At 69.7% G+C, this 14,751-nt stretch carries 17 protein-coding genes; 7 read left to right on the plus strand and 10 right to left on the minus strand.

What is annotated here, in order from left to right:
- Positions 1–2: 2 nt before the first annotated feature.
- Together A4U64_RS23515 and A4U64_RS23520 are read right to left on the minus strand one after the other, a co-directional pair.
- The gene (locus tag A4U64_RS23515) at positions 3–1,064 is read right to left on the minus strand and encodes a phosphotransferase family protein (protein WP_029546980.1); all 1,062 of its coding nucleotides are present in this window, start codon (positions 1,062–1,064) and stop codon (positions 3–5) included.
- A 175-nt stretch (positions 1,065–1,239) separates the two neighbouring features.
- Positions 1,240–1,869 (minus strand): TetR/AcrR family transcriptional regulator, encoded by a 630-nt coding sequence (locus tag A4U64_RS23520; protein WP_029546979.1) that lies wholly within the window; start codon positions 1,867–1,869, stop codon positions 1,240–1,242.
- Positions 1,870–2,071: 202 nt separating this feature from the next.
- On the opposite strand from A4U64_RS23520, the gene mihF reads away from it, so the two are divergent.
- Together mihF and A4U64_RS23530 are read left to right on the plus strand one after the other, a co-directional pair.
- A complete protein-coding gene (gene mihF, locus A4U64_RS23525; protein WP_006944561.1) occupies positions 2,072–2,389 on the plus strand; it encodes an integration host factor, actinobacterial type in 318 nt (105 codons plus the stop codon).
- Between the two features lie 120 nt (positions 2,390–2,509).
- Positions 2,510–3,427, plus strand: a complete 918-nt coding sequence (locus A4U64_RS23530) for a cation diffusion facilitator family transporter (RefSeq protein WP_065923205.1) — start codon at positions 2,510–2,512, stop codon at positions 3,425–3,427.
- 70 nt (positions 3,428–3,497) lie between these two features.
- Here the strand turns inward: A4U64_RS23530 and A4U64_RS23535 are convergent, their stop codons facing one another.
- The 4 genes from A4U64_RS23535 to A4U64_RS23550 all read right to left on the minus strand — a co-directional run bounded on the left by A4U64_RS23535 (position 3,498) and on the right by A4U64_RS23550 (position 5,760).
- Positions 3,498–3,980 (minus strand): iron chaperone, encoded by a 483-nt coding sequence (locus A4U64_RS23535; protein WP_065923206.1) that lies wholly within the window; start codon positions 3,978–3,980, stop codon positions 3,498–3,500.
- A gap of 34 nt (positions 3,981–4,014) precedes the next feature.
- Positions 4,015–4,683, minus strand: a complete 669-nt coding sequence (locus tag A4U64_RS23540; RefSeq protein WP_065923572.1) for a glyoxalase — start codon at positions 4,681–4,683, stop codon at positions 4,015–4,017.
- Positions 4,684–4,688: 5 nt separating this feature from the next.
- Positions 4,689–5,210, minus strand: a complete 522-nt coding sequence (locus A4U64_RS23545; protein WP_065923207.1) for a helix-turn-helix transcriptional regulator — start codon at positions 5,208–5,210, stop codon at positions 4,689–4,691.
- Positions 5,211–5,349: 139 nt separating this feature from the next.
- Positions 5,350–5,760 (minus strand): VOC family protein, encoded by a 411-nt coding sequence (locus tag A4U64_RS23550; RefSeq protein WP_050034359.1) that lies wholly within the window; start codon positions 5,758–5,760, stop codon positions 5,350–5,352.
- Between the two features lie 119 nt (positions 5,761–5,879).
- Here A4U64_RS23550 and A4U64_RS23555 point away from each other — a divergent pair, with 119 nt between their 5' ends.
- Together A4U64_RS23555 and A4U64_RS23560 are read left to right on the plus strand one after the other, a co-directional pair.
- Positions 5,880–6,329, plus strand: coding sequence for a helix-turn-helix transcriptional regulator (locus tag A4U64_RS23555; protein WP_029546973.1), 450 nt, complete (start codon positions 5,880–5,882; stop codon positions 6,327–6,329).
- A 56-nt stretch (positions 6,330–6,385) separates the two neighbouring features.
- Positions 6,386–8,803: an ATP-binding cassette domain-containing protein gene (locus A4U64_RS23560; RefSeq protein ID WP_373566492.1), complete on the plus strand. Its 2,418-nt coding sequence runs from the start codon at positions 6,386–6,388 to the stop codon at positions 8,801–8,803.
- Between the two features lie 36 nt (positions 8,804–8,839).
- On the opposite strand, the gene A4U64_RS23565 is transcribed toward A4U64_RS23560, so the two are convergent.
- A complete protein-coding gene (locus tag A4U64_RS23565) occupies positions 8,840–9,610 on the minus strand; it encodes a thioesterase family protein (RefSeq protein ID WP_065923208.1) in 771 nt (256 codons plus the stop codon).
- Positions 9,611–9,764: 154 nt separating this feature from the next.
- Complete coding sequence (locus tag A4U64_RS23570) at positions 9,765–11,144, minus strand: MBL fold metallo-hydrolase (protein ID WP_006942079.1); 1,380 nt, start codon at positions 11,142–11,144, stop codon at positions 9,765–9,767.
- 128 nt (positions 11,145–11,272) lie between these two features.
- Between A4U64_RS23570 and A4U64_RS23575 the strand changes: the two genes are divergently transcribed.
- On the plus strand, positions 11,273–11,575 hold the full coding sequence (locus tag A4U64_RS23575) for a metal-sensitive transcriptional regulator (RefSeq protein ID WP_006940428.1): 303 nt from the start codon (positions 11,273–11,275) through the stop codon (positions 11,573–11,575).
- Positions 11,576–11,617: 42 nt separating this feature from the next.
- Here A4U64_RS23575 and A4U64_RS23580 read toward each other — a convergent pair whose 3' ends face one another.
- Positions 11,618–12,250, minus strand: a complete 633-nt coding sequence (locus A4U64_RS23580; RefSeq protein WP_065923209.1) for a class I SAM-dependent methyltransferase — start codon at positions 12,248–12,250, stop codon at positions 11,618–11,620.
- A gap of 39 nt (positions 12,251–12,289) precedes the next feature.
- Positions 12,290–12,634: a glutaredoxin domain-containing protein gene (locus tag A4U64_RS23585; protein WP_065923210.1), complete on the minus strand. Its 345-nt coding sequence runs from the start codon at positions 12,632–12,634 to the stop codon at positions 12,290–12,292.
- Positions 12,635–12,841: 207 nt separating this feature from the next.
- Here A4U64_RS23585 and A4U64_RS23590 point away from each other — a divergent pair, with 207 nt between their 5' ends.
- Together A4U64_RS23590 and A4U64_RS23595 are read left to right on the plus strand one after the other, a co-directional pair.
- Positions 12,842–13,726, plus strand: coding sequence for a slipin family protein (locus A4U64_RS23590; protein ID WP_006940433.1), 885 nt, complete (start codon positions 12,842–12,844; stop codon positions 13,724–13,726).
- Between the two features lie 198 nt (positions 13,727–13,924).
- Positions 13,925–14,746 carry a class II glutamine amidotransferase gene (locus A4U64_RS23595; RefSeq protein ID WP_006940434.1) on the plus strand — a complete coding sequence of 274 codons (822 nt, stop codon included), beginning with the start codon at positions 13,925–13,927 and terminating at the stop codon, positions 14,744–14,746.
- The last annotated feature ends 5 nt before the right edge of the window (positions 14,747–14,751 follow it).

Below are 14,751 nucleotides of genomic sequence, written 5' to 3' on the forward strand. Positions count from 1 at the left end.
GCCTAGCGGCGCAGTTCGGGAAGGGCCGAGGTGGCAGCGAGATCGAGGGCGCGCCGGAGCAACGGCCCGACCATGTCGGCGATGCCGTCGAAGCCCTCCCCCACCGTCTCGCCCCGGTCGTGGCGGGCACCGATGCCCTCGAGGATGACGGCGATCTTGAAGTCGGCGAAGACGGTGTACCAGTCGATGTCGGCGAGATCGATTCCGCGCGCGGCGGCGTAGCGCTCGAGCAGCTCCGTGCGGGTGGGGAATCCGTCGAGGGTGGCGAGGCCGCGGGTGATGGGGTTGTATGCCGCACCGGGAACATCCCAGAAGCTCAGCATGATTCCCACGTCGGCGAGGGTGTCGCCGAGGGTGGCCATCTCCCAGTCGAGCACGGCGGCGATGCGTCCGCGATCCTGCGGCGCGGCGAGGACGTTGTCGAGCTTGACGTCGCCGTGGACGATCCCGGGGTGGCGGGTCTGCGGCAGCGCGCGACGGAGCTTGTCGAGCAGCACCGCCACCTCGGGCCGGTCGACGCGGCGAGAGGCCTCCCACTGCTTCGCCCACCGGCCGAGCTGGCGCTCGAGGTAGCCGTCCGGACGGCCGAAGCTGCCGAGCCCGACGGCGTCGGGGTCGATGTCGTGCAGCGCGGCCAGGGTGTCGGCGAGCGAGAACCCGAGGCGGCGACGCTCGTCGGCGGTGAGGGCCGAGGCCTGTTCGACGGTGCCGACGGCCACGCCGTCGACGAGTTCCATCAGATAGAACTTCGCGCCGAGGATGCTCTCGTCCTCGCACAGGTGCACCGCGCGGGGCACGGGGACGGACGTGCCACCGAGGGCGTTGATGACGGTGAACTCGCGCCGCATGTCGTGCGCGCTGGGCAGCACGTGCCCGTACGGCGGTCGGCGCAGCACCCATGCGTGCTCGTCGTCGGCGAGCCGGTAGGTGGGGTTGGAGCGGCCACCGCCGATGAGGGAGGCGGTGAGCGCGCCGGTGACCTCACCGCCGAGTACGCGCTGCAGGTGGACGGTCAGCGCGTCGAGATCGAGGTCGGCGACGGCGCCCGCAGGCGATGCAGTCATCGCGGATTCCTTCCTGCGTCGGCCTGTCGGCCAAACGATCGTTCGGGTGACCTACAGAGTCGCCGAACGAGCGTTCGGTGTCAACACGGCTACCGACGGACGGGATCCCATCTGCGATAATGCCGATGCGGAAGGAAGATGCTGCAGCACCGAAGAGGCGGCAGCCGATCAATCGTTAGGAAACCGAGAGGCCGCCGTGACGGGGACGGTGCTGCACCATCGCCAGGGCCAGATCCGCGTAGCGGTCCGCGAGCTCCTCCGGCCGCAGCGGCCCGTCGGACCGCCACCAGGCGCACACCGACTGGCCCATGTTGATGATTCCGCGCACCGCATCGCGCGGGAACTCCACCTCGAAGGCCCCCTCCTCGACGCCCCGCTCGACGACGTCGCGGAACAGACCCTCCTGTTCGTCACGCAGCGCGACGACGAGCCGGCGACCGGCCTCGTTCAGGCTGCGCAGCTCCGTCGCACCGACCAGCGCATCGAGCTGCCGGGTGGTGTGGAACATGACCCACGCGCGCACCAGCGCCTGCAGCTGCGCGTCCGGCGAACCCCCCGCCCGCAGCAACGCCCCGCGGGTCATGGCGATCGCATCGTGCAGCGCCCGGGTCATGATGTCCTGCAGGATCTCCTGCTTGGACTTGAAGTGGTGGTAGATCGAGGCGACGGTGATGTCGGCGTCCCGGGCGATGTCGCGCATCGAGGTGCCGTGGTACCCGCGCTCGTTCATGTTCCGCATCGCCGAGTCGAGGATCGCCTGCCGGCCGTTGCCGGTCCCGACCGTAGCCGCCTTCGCCGCGCACATCGTCAACTCCGTCCCGCCGGTCGTGAACCGGTGACAGCGTAGTCGCAGGGCACGGGCCGGGATCGGCCGGATCCGCACCGCGAACCCCGCGGATCTGCCGTCCCCGCGTGCCGGAACGACGAATTGTCGGTCCGACCTGGCAGCATCAGCCGCGGCAGCCTCGCCCGGGGCCGCTCACCATCGGACAACACAGGGGGCCGTCATGCCAGCACCCGTTCTCACCGACGAACAGCGCACCGCCGCACTCGCCAAGGCCGCCGAAGTGCGCAAGGCCCGCAGCGAGCTGCTCGCCGCCGTCAAGGCCGGAGAGCTCGACGTCTCGGCCGTGCTCGACAAGGCGGAGACCGACGAGGTCGTGAAGAAGACGAAGGTCTCGGCCCTGATCAAGGCGCTGCCCGGCGTCGGCGCGGTCAAGGCCGCCAAGCTCCTCGAGCAGCTGTCGATCCCGGACACCCGCCGCATCGGAGGCCTCGGCGCCAACCAGCGTCAGGCGCTGCTCGACGCCACGACGGCCGCCTGACGCACCGTCCGACCCGACGCAGGTGTTCCCGCGCCCCGAAGTGGGAACACCTGCCCGGGCGCGTTCTGCGCCGACCGCGCGCTCCGCGACCGAGGAGACCGACGGACCGGGAGGAGCCGGATGGGGACGACGTCGACGCCCGAATCGCGGCAGCGGCAGGATCGGCTGCTGTTCCGCTTCATGCTGCTCTCGCTGGCCGCCGCCGTGGTCACCATCGTCCTCAAGGCGAGCGCCGCGTGGGCAACCGGCTCGGTCGGGTTCCTCTCCGACGCCCTCGAATCCGGGGTCAACCTCGTCGCCGCAGTGGTGGCGCTGATCGCACTGCGGGTGGCGGCCCGGCCCCCGGACGCCAGCCACCACTTCGGTCACGGCAAGGCCGAGTACGTCTCCGCCCTGGTCGAGGGTGCGATGATCTTCGTCGCGGCCACCGCGATCGTCTGGACCGCGATCGAACGCCTGATCAGTCCGATTCCGCTCGTCCAGCCCGGGCTCGGGCTGGCCCTGATGACCGTCGCCTCCCTGATCAACCTCGCCGTCGGGATCACCCTGCAGCGCGTGGGTCGCACGCACCGCTCGATCACGCTCGTCGCGGACGGCAAGCACCTGTTGACCGACGTGTGGACCTCCGCCGGAGTGATCGTCGGCATCGTGCTGGTCACCGTCACCGGCTGGGAACCCCTGGATCCGATCGTGGCCCTCGTCGTGGGTGTCAACATCCTGTGGACCGGATACCGGCTGCTTCGCGGCTCGGTCAGCGGCCTGCTCAGCGCCGCCCTCCCCCAGCACGAACAGGACCAGGTCAACGCCGTGCTGGACCGGTTCCGCGCCGAGTGCCCGGTCGAGTTCGCGCCGCTGCGCACCGTCGAATCGGGCCGGCAACGCCAGGTGTTCGTCGTCGTGACCGTTCCGGGCGACTGGACCGTGCGGACCGCCCACGACATGGCCGACCGCATCGAGGCGGCCATCGACGCGGTGCTGCCGCACACCGAGACCTTCATCCACGTGGAACCGGCCACCACCGGGCCCGGCAACGCCTGACCTCGGTCCGCCTCGTCACGGTCGTCGGCTCGGCTCGATCGGGTTCAAGGCAACGCCGGCACCGACGGCCTCAGCCCACGGCCTTCCTCACGAGCGCGCTGATGCGCTGTTCTTGGGCTGCGGTCAGCTCCTTCAGGGCGTAGGCGATCGGCCACATGGCGCCGTCGTCGAGCGCCGCCTCGTCGCTGAAGCCGAGCGTGGCATACCTCGACCCGAACTTCTGCGCGCTCTGGAAGTGGCAGAGGACCTTGCCGTTTCTGGCGTACGCGGGCATCCCGTACCAGAGCTTCGGCGCGAGGTCCGGAGCGGCGGTCTTGATGATGTCGTGGATCCGCTCGGCGAGGACCCGGTCCGCTTCCGGCATCTCGGCGATCTTCGCGAGCACGTCCCGCTCCGCTGCCGCCTCCTTCTCCGCCCGCGAACCGCGCCGCGCCGCCGCCTTCTTCTGCTCCTGCGCGTGCTCCTTCATCGCGGCCCGCTCCTCGGCGGTGAATCCGTGGTACTGCTCGGCGCTCGCGCCGGAGTTCTCGGTGGACGACTTCGCTTGCTGCATGGCAGGTTTCCTCTCACAACAGGGATGAGGCAGGTCAGGACTGTGCAGGCACCGCGGGCGGCGCGGGGGTGAGCGATGTGGCAGCCTCCCAGGCGAATCCGTCCGGGTCGATGAAGGGGCCGGCCGTGCTGCCGAGGACGATGCGGTGCGAGCCGGTGCCGTCGGCGGGGACGCCGAGGTCCTTGGCCAGGCCGCGACGCTTGTACAGCGCCAGCTTGACGGGGCTGGACTCGCCGGCAGTGAACTGGGCATACTTGCCGCCGAAGCTCTTGGCCACGGTCAGGCCCCGGCCGACGTAGAACTGCTTGCTGGCCTTCACGTCCTCCACACCGAGCAGCAGGACGATCTCGTCGATCTCAGAGGTGGCCGGGCCGGTGTCCTTCTTCGCCGAGGTCGCGACCTTCCAGATCGTCCCGTCCGGGGCCTGGACGACTCCGCCGTAGCCCCAGAGCGACTTCGCGGCGGGTCTGAGCACCGTGGCGCCGGCGTCCACGGCGGCGCCGAGGAAGCTGTCGACGGTGGCCGGCCGGGACACCGTGAGCGCCAGGGTGAAGCCACGGAATCCGGTGGAGTGCGACTCGGATGCCCGCAGGCGTAGGTACGTGTCCACGCCGAAGGCGGTGTAGAAGCGGTGGGCGGTCTCGGGGTCGGCCACCTCGAGGGTGACAGATGCGATGGACGTGTCGGATGCGGTGGTTGTCATGACCATCACGCTAGGGACTGCTTGCAGGCCGGGGCTTCTCGATTCCTGACCGGTCGTGCCACCTGCTTCGCCACACACGCCGGCATCCCGCCCGTCATGACCGCAGAGCCCGCATCGCGGGCCGTACCCGCAGCATCGTCATGGCCGGACGCAACATCCGCCGCCCGGCGCCGGAAGACGCCGGGCGGCATGCCGACCAGCTCGGTGAAGCGGGTGGTGAAGGTGCCCAGCGACGCGCAGCCGACCGCGAAACACACCTCGGTGACGCTGAGATCGCCGCGACGCAACAGCGCCATCGCGCGTTCGATGCGCCGCGTCATCAGGTACGCGTACGGCGACTCCCCGTACGCGGCCCGGAACTGGCGGCTGAGGTGCCCGGCCGACATGTGCACGCCACGGGCGAGCGCCTCGACGTCCAGCGGCTGCGCGTACTCCCGATCGATCCGGTCACGGACGCGGCGCAGCCGCGCGAGATCGGTCCGGCGCTGCGCGTCGGCGCGTGCACGCCGCCATTCGGGCCGACACATGAGAGCACTCCCCTCTCCGTCTTCCGCGCGGCCCTGGTGGGCCGTCGGCAGGGCGGGCACCTCTGCGACGGTGCGCTGCCGCCCTTGTTGCCGGTGGTCGCCGTGCCGGCCGGCACGGCCGCATCGACGCCCGTACGTCTCAGCGAAGTTCCTGGATGCGGACCATGTTGCCCGCGGGGTCGCGGAAGGCGCAGTCGCGGATGCCGTACGGCTGTTCGGTCGGCTCCTGGACGACCTCGGTGTCGCCGGCCTGCACCTTTTCGAATGTGGCGTCGAGGTCCCGGGTGGCCAGCAGGATCCAGCCGTAGGTGCCCTTCGCCATCATCTCCGAGATAGTGCGGCGCTCGTCGTCGGTGATGCCCGGGTCGGCGGCCGGCGGCGCCAGGAGGAGGGACGTGTCGGGCTGACCGGCCGGGCCGACCGTGATCCAGCGCATCCTGCCCTGCCCCACGTCGCTGCGGACCTCGAAGCCGAGGACGTCGCGGTAGAAGGCGAGCGACGCGTCCGGGTCGTCGTGCGGCAGGAAGCTCGTGTGAATGGTGATATCCATGACGAGCAGGTTAGGAGCGGCTCCGTGTCCCGCGCTTCTCGATTCCTGATCGATCCGGCCTCGTGGGGGGCGGCCGGCAGCGCTGGGCAACTCCGCTGCGACGTGGCACGATCGCGTGGGTGACCAGCAGACCCGCTGACGCGCAGCACCTGCGTGACCTCGCGCGGCTGCGCCGCGTCCGTGACCGGATCGATCGGGAGTACGCGCAGCCGCTGGACGTCGAGGCGCTCGCCCGTGGCGTGCACATGTCGGCCGGGCACCTCAGCCGCCAGTTCCGGGCCGCGTACGGGGAGTCGCCGTACGCGTACCTGATGACGCGGCGCATCGAACGCGCGATGGCGCTGTTGCGTCGCGGCGATCTCAGCGTCACCGAGGTGTGTTTCGCGGTCGGCTGCGCGTCGCTGGGGACCTTCAGCACTCGCTTCACCGAATTGGTCGGTGTGCCCCCCAGCGTCTATCGGCGTCAGGCCGCGCGCACGGCGGCGGGGATGCCGTCGTGCGTCGCGAAGACGGTGACCAGACCGATCAGGAATCGAGAAGCGGGAGTCACCGAGCCGCACCTAGCCTGACCGCCATGGACGTCACCATTGACTCGAGCTTTCCCTTCCCGGCAGATGGAGACACCATGAGCATGGCCACGAGGACGGACACGCGGTCGTCTGCGCCGCACATTGCCGACAGTCACGATCTGATCCGCGTGCACGGTGCGCGCGTGAACAACCTCAAGGACATCAGCGTCGAGATCCCGAAGCGCCGGCTGACGGTGTTCACCGGCGTCTCCGGTTCGGGCAAGAGCTCTCTGGTGTTCGGCACGATCGCCGCGGAGTCGCAGCGGATGATCAACGAGACCTACAGCGCCTTCGTGCAGGGTTTCATGCCGACGCTGGCGCGGCCCGAGGTCGACGTCCTCGAAGGATTGACGACCGCGATCATCGTCGACCAGGAGCGGATGGGCTCGAACCCCCGCTCCACCGTCGGCACCGCCACCGACGCAAACGCGATGCTGCGCATCCTCTTCAGCCGGCTGGGGCAGCCGCACATCGGCTCGCCCAACGCGTACTCGTTCAACGTCCCCTCGGTGAAGGCCAGCGGTGCGATCACGGTCGAACGCGGCGCCGGCAAGACGAAGACCGAGAGGGCGACCTTCACCCGGCTCGGCGGCATGTGTCCGCGCTGTGAGGGGATGGGCGCGGTCACCGACTTCGACCTGTCCGCGTTGTACGACGACGGTCTGTCGCTCAACGAGGGTGCGCTCACGATCCCCGGTTACAGCATGGACGGCTGGTACGGCCGGATCTACCGGGGCTGCGGCTTCTTCGACCCGGACAAACCGATCCGCAAGTACACCAGGAAGGAACTGCACGACCTGCTGTACAAGGAGCCGACCAAGATCAAGGTCGAAGGGATCAACCTGACGTACGAGGGGCTGATCCCGAAGATCCAGAAGTCGATGCTGTCCAAGGACGTCGACGCACTGCAGCCGCATATCCGGGCGTTCGTGGAACGGGCCGTGACCTTCTCCACCTGCCCCGAGTGCGACGGCACCCGGCTCGGCAAGGAGGCCCGGTCGTCGAAGATCAAGGGAAAGAACATCGCCGACGTCTGCTCGATGCAGATCAGCGACCTGGCCGTCTGGGTCCGGAGCCTCGACGAACCGTCGGTGGCCCCGCTGCTCACCGGGCTGCAACACCTTCTCGACTCGTTCGCCGAGATCGGGTTGGGGTACCTCTCACTCGACCGGCCGGCGGGCACCCTCTCCGGAGGAGAGGCACAGCGCACCAAGATGATCCGCCACCTCGGTTCCTCGCTCACCGACGTCACGTACGTGTTCGACGAACCCACCATCGGCCTGCACCCGCACGACATCGCGCGTATGAACGACCTGCTGCTGCAGCTGCGCGACAAGGGCAACACGGTGCTCGTCGTCGAGCACAAGCCGGAGGCGATCGCGATCGCCGACCACGTCGTCGACCTCGGACCGCGCGCCGGCACCGAGGGCGGCGAGGTGGTGTTCGAGGGCACCGTCGAGGGGCTGCGTGCCAGTGGCACGCTCACCGGGCGGCACCTGGACGACCGGGCGTCGGTGAAGCCCTCGGTGCGGACACCGTCGGGTGTGCTGGAAGTGCGCGGCGCCGGCACCCACAACCTGCAGGACGTCGACGTGGACATTCCGCTCGGCGTGCTGGTCGTCCTCACCGGGGTGGCGGGCTCGGGCAAGAGCTCGCTGATCGACGGTTCGGTGTCCGGGCGCGACGGAGTGGTGTCGGTCGACCAGGGGGCGATCAAGGGCTCGCGGCGGAGCAACCCGGCGACGTACACCGGACTGCTCGACCCGATCCGGAAGGCGTTCGCGAAGACCAACGGCGTGAAGCCGGCGTTGTTCAGCGCCAACTCCGAGGGCGCGTGCCCCGCCTGCAACGGCGCCGGAGTCATCTACACCGACCTGGGCGTCATGGCCACCGTCGAATCCACCTGCGAGGACTGCGAGGGGAGGCGGTTCCAGGCCGAGGTGCTGGAGTACACGTTCGGCGGCCGGAGCATCGCCGACGTGCTCGCGATGCCGGTGGCCGAGGCCGAGGAGTTCTTCGGCGCCGGCGAGGCGCGGATCCCGGCGGCCCACAAGATTCTGCAGCGGCTCGCCGACGTCGGGCTCGGCTACGTCACCCTCGGCCAGCCGCTCACCACGTTGTCCGGCGGTGAGCGGCAGCGACTCAAGCTGGCCACCCGGATGGCCGAGAAGGGCGGCGTCTACGTCCTCGACGAACCGACAACCGGCCTCCACCTCGCCGACGTCGAGCAACTGCTCGGCCTGCTCGACAGGCTCGTCGACTCCGGCAAGTCCGTCATCGTCATCGAGCACCACCAGGCGGTCATGGCGCACGCCGACTGGATCATCGACCTCGGCCCCGGCGCCGGCCACGACGGTGGCCGGATCGTCTTCGAGGGCACACCCGCCGACCTCGTCACCACCCGCTCCACCCTCACCGGCGAGCACCTCGCGGCCTATGTCGGCGCCCGGCCGGGCCCGTCGCGGACACCGTGAGGCGAGTTCGCCCCACGGGTGCGACAGCCCTCGCCGTCAGTTGGGGCGGACGGTGAGGATCTGGGACACGGTGCCGACGGGGCCGTGCGTGTCGTGGAGGACGCTGCTGGTCAGCCCCAGGCCGTCGGGACCGAACGAGACGGTGGTGTCGAAGCCGAGCCAGTCGCCCCGGGGTTCGGTGAACAGGTGGGCGGTGAGGTCGACGTTGGGGAAGGCGACGTCTTTCGGGGACACGCGCACGGTCATGCCGTTGGCGATGTCGAACAGTCCCGCGGCACCGGCCAGCGCGCTGACCTTCTCGTCGAGCACGAGGGGCAGCGGCGTGCGCACCCAGTACGCCGCCCGGCCGGGCTCGAGCTGGATGCGGCGGATCTCGGTGGAGGCGATGAACCCGCCCGGCCACACCGTCGAGGCGTCCCAGGGAGCCATGGCGTCGGGCGGGTCGATCCGCGGCAGCGACGTCGCCTCCAGCGCGGGGGTGGGGCGGGATTGCATGAGCCAGGCCCGCAGCCGTACGACGGCGCGACCGTCGTGGGCGAGGACGGCCTCGACAAGCTCGATGGTGCGCCCGGGACGCAGGACGGTGACGGTGGTCTCGACCGTGTCGACCGGGACGGTGCCGAGGATGTCGTAGGACAGGCGGCCGACGACCAGTCCGTCGTCGCGGCGTGCGTCACGGTCGCATTCCACGGCGTGGACCAGCAGACCCAGTGCGGGCGCGATGTGCTGCTCCTGCGGGTTCCAGGCACCGCTGACGTGGTGGGTCGGCTGGAACGCGGCCGGACCGATCCGTTCGAAGTAGGTCATCTGCTGCTCCTTGCGCGGGGTCGGTGACTCATCCGGGCATGATCCCAGTCGATCACAACCCTCTTCGGACCGGACGGGTGCGGCGCAGAGCGACGGCAGCCCGCCCCCTGGTCGGCCAGGGGGCGGGCTGCCGCGTATTTCGGACGGTGCGGGATCAGGCGGGGACGTGGGCCTCGGCCCAGGCGTTGTAACCGCCGAGCAGGTCCGAGACGTTGTCGAAGCCCTGCGCCCGCAGCAGCGACGCGGCCACACTCGAACGCCACCCACCGGCGCAGTGCACCACGATCGGCTTGCCGGTCGGCACCTGCCCGAGCCGGGTCCGCAGCTGCGCCAACGGGATCGGCACCGCCCCCGGAATCACCCCGAACTCGCGTTCACCGGGATTGCGGATGTCGACCAGCGTCACCGCATCGGCGGCGAGCAACTCGTCGAGCTGCGCGACGGTGGTCCGCGGCGCGGTCTGCACCAGATCCGCCAGCTCCGCCGGGAACACCCCGTCGTGATCGACGGTGAGGTAACCGGCCGCGTTGTCCGACCCGATCCGGGCCAGCCGCACCGCCGCGTCCTGCTCCTCCCCCGGATAGGTGATCAACACGATCTTCTCCCCCACCTCGGCGACCATCCCGCCGGTCTCGGCGAACCGGCCGTCGAACCCGACGTTGACCGACCCGCGCAGATGCCCCGCCGCGAAGTCGTCCACACCGCGCGCATCGAGCACCCGGGTCCCGGCGGCCAGCTCCGCCCGCACCCGCGCCGGGCTCAGCTCCGGGATGGTGCGCCCCCGATCGAGCAGCGGATGCACGCTCTTGTTCAACCCGGCATCGACCGAGAAGTAGGCCGGCGCGGCCGGCTGCCCCTCGGTGACCAACGCCACGAACGCCTCCTCGCTCATCGGCTGCACCGACGGATTGCTCACCCGCTGCTCCCCGATCGTCGAGGTCAGCTCCGTCGACAGGTTCTTCCCGCACGACGAGCCGGCACCGTGCGCGGGCAGCACCGTGACCGCATCGGGCAGGGTCAGCAGCTTCTCGTGCACCGTGTGGTACATCGCCCGCGCCAGATCCTCGGTCGACGAATCCCCCAGATTCACCAGGTCCGGGCGGCCCACATCACCGATGAACAACGAGTCCCCGGTCAGCACCGCGGCCGGGGTCGCCCCCGGATGCTCGCGCACCAGCACCGAGATCGACTCCCAGGTGTGCCCCGGGGTGGCCAGGATCTCGAGGTCCACCTCCCCGAGGGACAGGTGCTCGCCGTCGCGCAGCCGCCGGATCGGGTAGTCCGCCTCGGCGGCCTCCCCGAACCCGATCCACGCCCCGGTCGCCTCGAGCAGCTCCAGATGCCCGGAGACGAAATCCGCGTGGAAATGCGTGTTGATCACACCCTCGATGCGCAGCCCGTGCCGCGCGGCGTCGTCGAGGTACTCGGTGACATCGCGGCGCGGATCGACCACCACCGCCCGGCCGGTGCCCTCGTCACCGATCAGGTACGACGCGTGCGACAGGCACTCGATGTAGTACTGCTCGAGAATCATCGTGGTTCCTCCGTATGGGTCGATTTCGTCCTCGATATGGACAACCCTGCCACATACCCCCTAGGGTATGTCAAGTACCCCATGGGGTATCTCTTCGAACCTCGTCCCCTACCGCAGGAAGCACAGCGATGAACACTCCCGTCGACCCCGTCCCCAGGACCGCCGTCACCCCCGAAGCCGATACGCAGGTGCTGCACCGGCTGCGCCGCGCGCAGGGGCAGCTCGCCGGCGTGATCGCCATGCTCGAATCCGGCCGCGAGTGCCGGGACGTGGTGACCCAGCTCGCCGCCGTCTCCCGGGCGCTCGACCGCGCCGGGTTCAAGATCGTTGCCGCGCAGCTTCGTCGGTGCATGCTCGACGAGGAGGACGACACGTGCCCGGACCGGCTCACCGAGGAACAGCTCGAGCGCCTCTTCCTCGCCCTGGCCTGAGGGAGACCGCCCGACGACGACGTTCGCGACGTGGTGGCGCGATCAGCGCCGTCGGGCCCTGACCACCGTGTCGTGCACGGTGACGGCGCGTCCGTCCGGGTCGGTGACCGACCGCGCGACGGCGGCCTCGGTGACGACGTCCCAGCCGTCGGGATCGAGCAGCGCCACGACGTCCGCTCCCGTGAAGAACAGCTCGCGCCGCGGCGGGCGCGGCACGGTGGTCTGCAGGTCGGAGGGGTGATGCCCGACGATCAGGAGGGTGCCGCCGGGAGCGACCGCCTCCGCGAGCCCTCGAATGAGGACGTCGCGTTCCGGTGGCGGCAGGTGCATGTACTGCGCGGAGACCAGGTCGTACCGCCCCCGGCCGGGATCCCACGCGGTGAGGTTCTCGTGCAGCCACGTGATGCGCCCGGCGATCTCGGCGCCGGCCCGATCCGCGTGCTCGGCGGCGCGCCGCAGGGCGACGCCGGACACGTCCACGCCGTCGACCCGCCAGCCGCGCCGCGCGAGCCAGATGGCGTCCGCGCCCTCGCCGCAGCCGACGTCGAGGGCGAGGCCGGGCTCGAGTTCGGCCGCCTCCCCCACGAGGTGACGGTTCGGCTCACCGCTCCAGAGCGCGGGACGGGAACGGTAGCGCTCGTCCCAGAGTTCTTCGTCGAGTTGGTTTTCCGGCACTGCGACTCCTTCGGTCGTCGGTACGGGTGGTCGGGCGCGTCAGCCGCGGAGCGGGAAGCCGATGCGGGACAACAGCTTCCGGGGACGAGACACCGGCACCGGGAGCAGTTCGCCGGCTCGCTCGGGGAGTTCCCGCTCGATCGCGGCCTCGATCTCGCGCACCCCGGGATTGACCAGGGCGACCCGTCCCACGAAGACGGTCGGCACGGTCTCGTCGCCGCCGGTGACCGCACGGACCCGCGCCGCGGCCGCGCGGTCCTGCCAGATGTCGATCTCGCGGGTGTCGATGCCGCGTCGGCGCAGGGCCCGGCGCAGCCGCGAACAGAACGGGCACCCGGGTCGCCACAGCACTTCGATCCCGTCGACGAAGTCCGCCGATGCCATCTCCTCGCTCCTCTCACAGCACGTCCCGACCAATATACCGGAGGGGGTATGTTTCCTCCGGTGTTGCGCGCGGTCTCGTACGGACGCGGCTCGGAAGGTCTCGAACTCGCCGATCCGCCCCGGCGGTGACTTTCGACCCTTCCCGGCCGCGGTCCACGAGCGCACGGTGAAGGCAACCGCGACCTGCTGCGGGATGGGAGGAACGTCGTGACCACCTGGATCATCCTCGCCGCGGTGCTCCTCGTCGTGGTGATGTTCGTGTTGTCGCAGTCGGTGCACGTCGTCACCCAGTACGAGAAGGGCGTGCTCTTCCGGTTCGGCCGGCTGCTCGGGGTGAAGGAACCCGGCCTGCATCTGATCATCCCGATCGTCGACCGCCTCACGAAGGTGTCGTTGCGGATCGTCACGATGCCGATCCAGTCCCAGGGGATCATCACGCGCGACAACGTCAGCGTGGACATCTCCGCAGTCGCCTATTTCCGTGTCATCGACGCCGTGAAGTCGGTCGTCGCGATCGAGAACGTCGCCGCTGCGATCGACCAGATCGCCCAGACCACGCTGCGCAGGGTGGTCGGCCGCCACACCCTCGACGAGGCGTTGTCGGAGACCGACGTCATCAACGTCCACATTCGAGAATTCCTCGACGTGTCCACCCTCGAATGGGGCGTGGAGGTGACCCTGGTGGAGTTGAAGGACATCCAGCTTCCCGACAGCATGAAACGCGCCATGGCCCGCCAGGCCGAGGCCGAACGGGAGAAGCGCGCCAAGATCATCGCGGCGGAAGGTGAGTCGATGGCGGCCGCCGCGCTCGGAGACGCCTCCGACACGATGATGGCCCACCCCCTGGCCCTGCAACTGCGCAACCTGCAGACCCTGGTGGAGCTGGGGGTCGAAAAGAACACCACCGTGGTGTTCCCGGCCCCCATGATGAGTGCCATCGGCGAACTGAAGACCTTCCTCGAACACGAAGCCACCGCGGCAGCGGCAGCGGCCGCCCAGCGCACACCGGTGGCGCCCACCTCCGGCCTCGTCGGCAACGGCACGTCGGCATCCGTCGCGACGACCCCCACCGCGCCGGCGCGAGGAGGGTAGGGCCAGGACGGGACTCGACGGTGGAGCGGTGATCGTCCCCGGTGGCAGCCGCGGCATTGCGGTCGACGACGATGCCACCACGGGCGTGATTCTCGATCTCCGGCGGACCGGCATGCAGTGACCGCAGGTGAGCCCACTGCCTTCTTTCCGGCCCGGGGGGCGACACCCGGGTGCTTCAATGGTCGGGTGTGCAGATGGATGGCCTACTCGGGCGAGCCGATCCTCGTGGAGGATCTGCTGTTCAAGCCCGAGCATTCACTCATCGACCAGAGCCTGCACTCCCATCTCGGAGCCACCACCACCAACGGTGACGGATTCGGAATCGGCTGGTACGGAATAGGTTCCGAACCGGCGATGTTCAAGAGCATCGATCCGGCGTGGAACAACCACAACCTGCGGGAGATCGCCGGGCAGATCCGCACCCCGCTGCTGTTCGCGCACGTGCGGTCCTCGACCGGCACGCAGGTGCAGCGCAGCAATTGCCACCCGTTCCGGCACGAGGAATGGCTGTGGATGCACAACGGCGAGATCCTCGGCTTCCGGGACATCAAGCGGGAACTGATGATGGCCGTGGATCCGTCGCTGTACCCGGACATCGCGGGTACCACGGACTCCGAGGTGCTGTTCTTCCTCGCTCTCACGTTCGGTCTCCGGGACGATCCGTTCACCGCGGTCGGCCGTGCGATCGGGATGGTCGAGAAAGTCGCCCGCCACCGCGGGATCGACGATCCCGTGCAGATGACCGTGGCCACCACGGCCGGCGACACCATCTGGGTGTTCCGCTACTCCAGCGAGGGCCGGACCCGGTCGCTGTTCTACTCCACCGAGGTTGCCAAGCTCCGCGAGCTGCACCCCGAGGTGGAGATGTTCCATCGTCTGGGCATCGACGCCCGGTTCGTCGTGTCCGAACCGCTCCGCGATCTGCCGGGCGCATGGAATGAGATGCCCGAGTCCTCCGCCGCCGTGGTCGGCCCCGCGGGCAACGACATCCGGCCGTTCCGGCCGCTCGAGCCCGTCTGACGCGA

Source organism: Rhodococcus sp. WB1, assembly GCF_001700945.1.
In the GTDB taxonomy this organism is placed as follows: domain Bacteria; phylum Actinomycetota; class Actinomycetes; order Mycobacteriales; family Mycobacteriaceae; genus Rhodococcus; species Rhodococcus aetherivorans.

Bases quoted from the DNA above. Each gene is read 5' to 3' on its own strand.
- A4U64_RS23550 (WP_050034359.1), bottom strand. From the start codon at position 5,760: ATGGATATCACCATTCACACGAGCTTCCTGCCGCACGACGACCCGGAC.
- A4U64_RS23520 (WP_029546979.1), bottom strand. From the start codon at position 1,869: ATGTGCGCGGCGAAGGCGGCTACGGTCGGGACCGGCAACGGCCGGCAG.
- A4U64_RS23530 (WP_065923205.1), top strand. From the start codon at position 2,510: ATGGGGACGACGTCGACGCCCGAATCGCGGCAGCGGCAGGATCGGCTG.
- A4U64_RS23540 (WP_065923572.1), bottom strand. From the start codon at position 4,683: ATGACAACCACCGCATCCGACACGTCCATCGCATCTGTCACCCTCGAG.
- A4U64_RS23535 (WP_065923206.1), bottom strand. From the start codon at position 3,980: ATGCAGCAAGCGAAGTCGTCCACCGAGAACTCCGGCGCGAGCGCCGAG.
- A4U64_RS23570 (WP_006942079.1), bottom strand. From the start codon at position 11,144: ATGATTCTCGAGCAGTACTACATCGAGTGCCTGTCGCACGCGTCGTAC.
- A4U64_RS23585 (WP_065923210.1), bottom strand. From the start codon at position 12,634: ATGGCATCGGCGGACTTCGTCGACGGGATCGAAGTGCTGTGGCGACCC.
- A4U64_RS23565 (WP_065923208.1), bottom strand. From the start codon at position 9,610: ATGACCTACTTCGAACGGATCGGTCCGGCCGCGTTCCAGCCGACCCAC.
- A4U64_RS23545 (WP_065923207.1), bottom strand. From the start codon at position 5,210: ATGTGTCGGCCCGAATGGCGGCGTGCACGCGCCGACGCGCAGCGCCGG.
- A4U64_RS23515 (WP_029546980.1), bottom strand. From the start codon at position 1,064: ATGACTGCATCGCCTGCGGGCGCCGTCGCCGACCTCGATCTCGACGCG.
- mihF (WP_006944561.1), top strand. From the start codon at position 2,072: ATGCCAGCACCCGTTCTCACCGACGAACAGCGCACCGCCGCACTCGCC.
- A4U64_RS23560 (WP_373566492.1), top strand. From the start codon at position 6,386: ATGAGCATGGCCACGAGGACGGACACGCGGTCGTCTGCGCCGCACATT.
- A4U64_RS23595 (WP_006940434.1), top strand. From the start codon at position 13,925: ATGGCCTACTCGGGCGAGCCGATCCTCGTGGAGGATCTGCTGTTCAAG.
- A4U64_RS23575 (WP_006940428.1), top strand. From the start codon at position 11,273: ATGAACACTCCCGTCGACCCCGTCCCCAGGACCGCCGTCACCCCCGAA.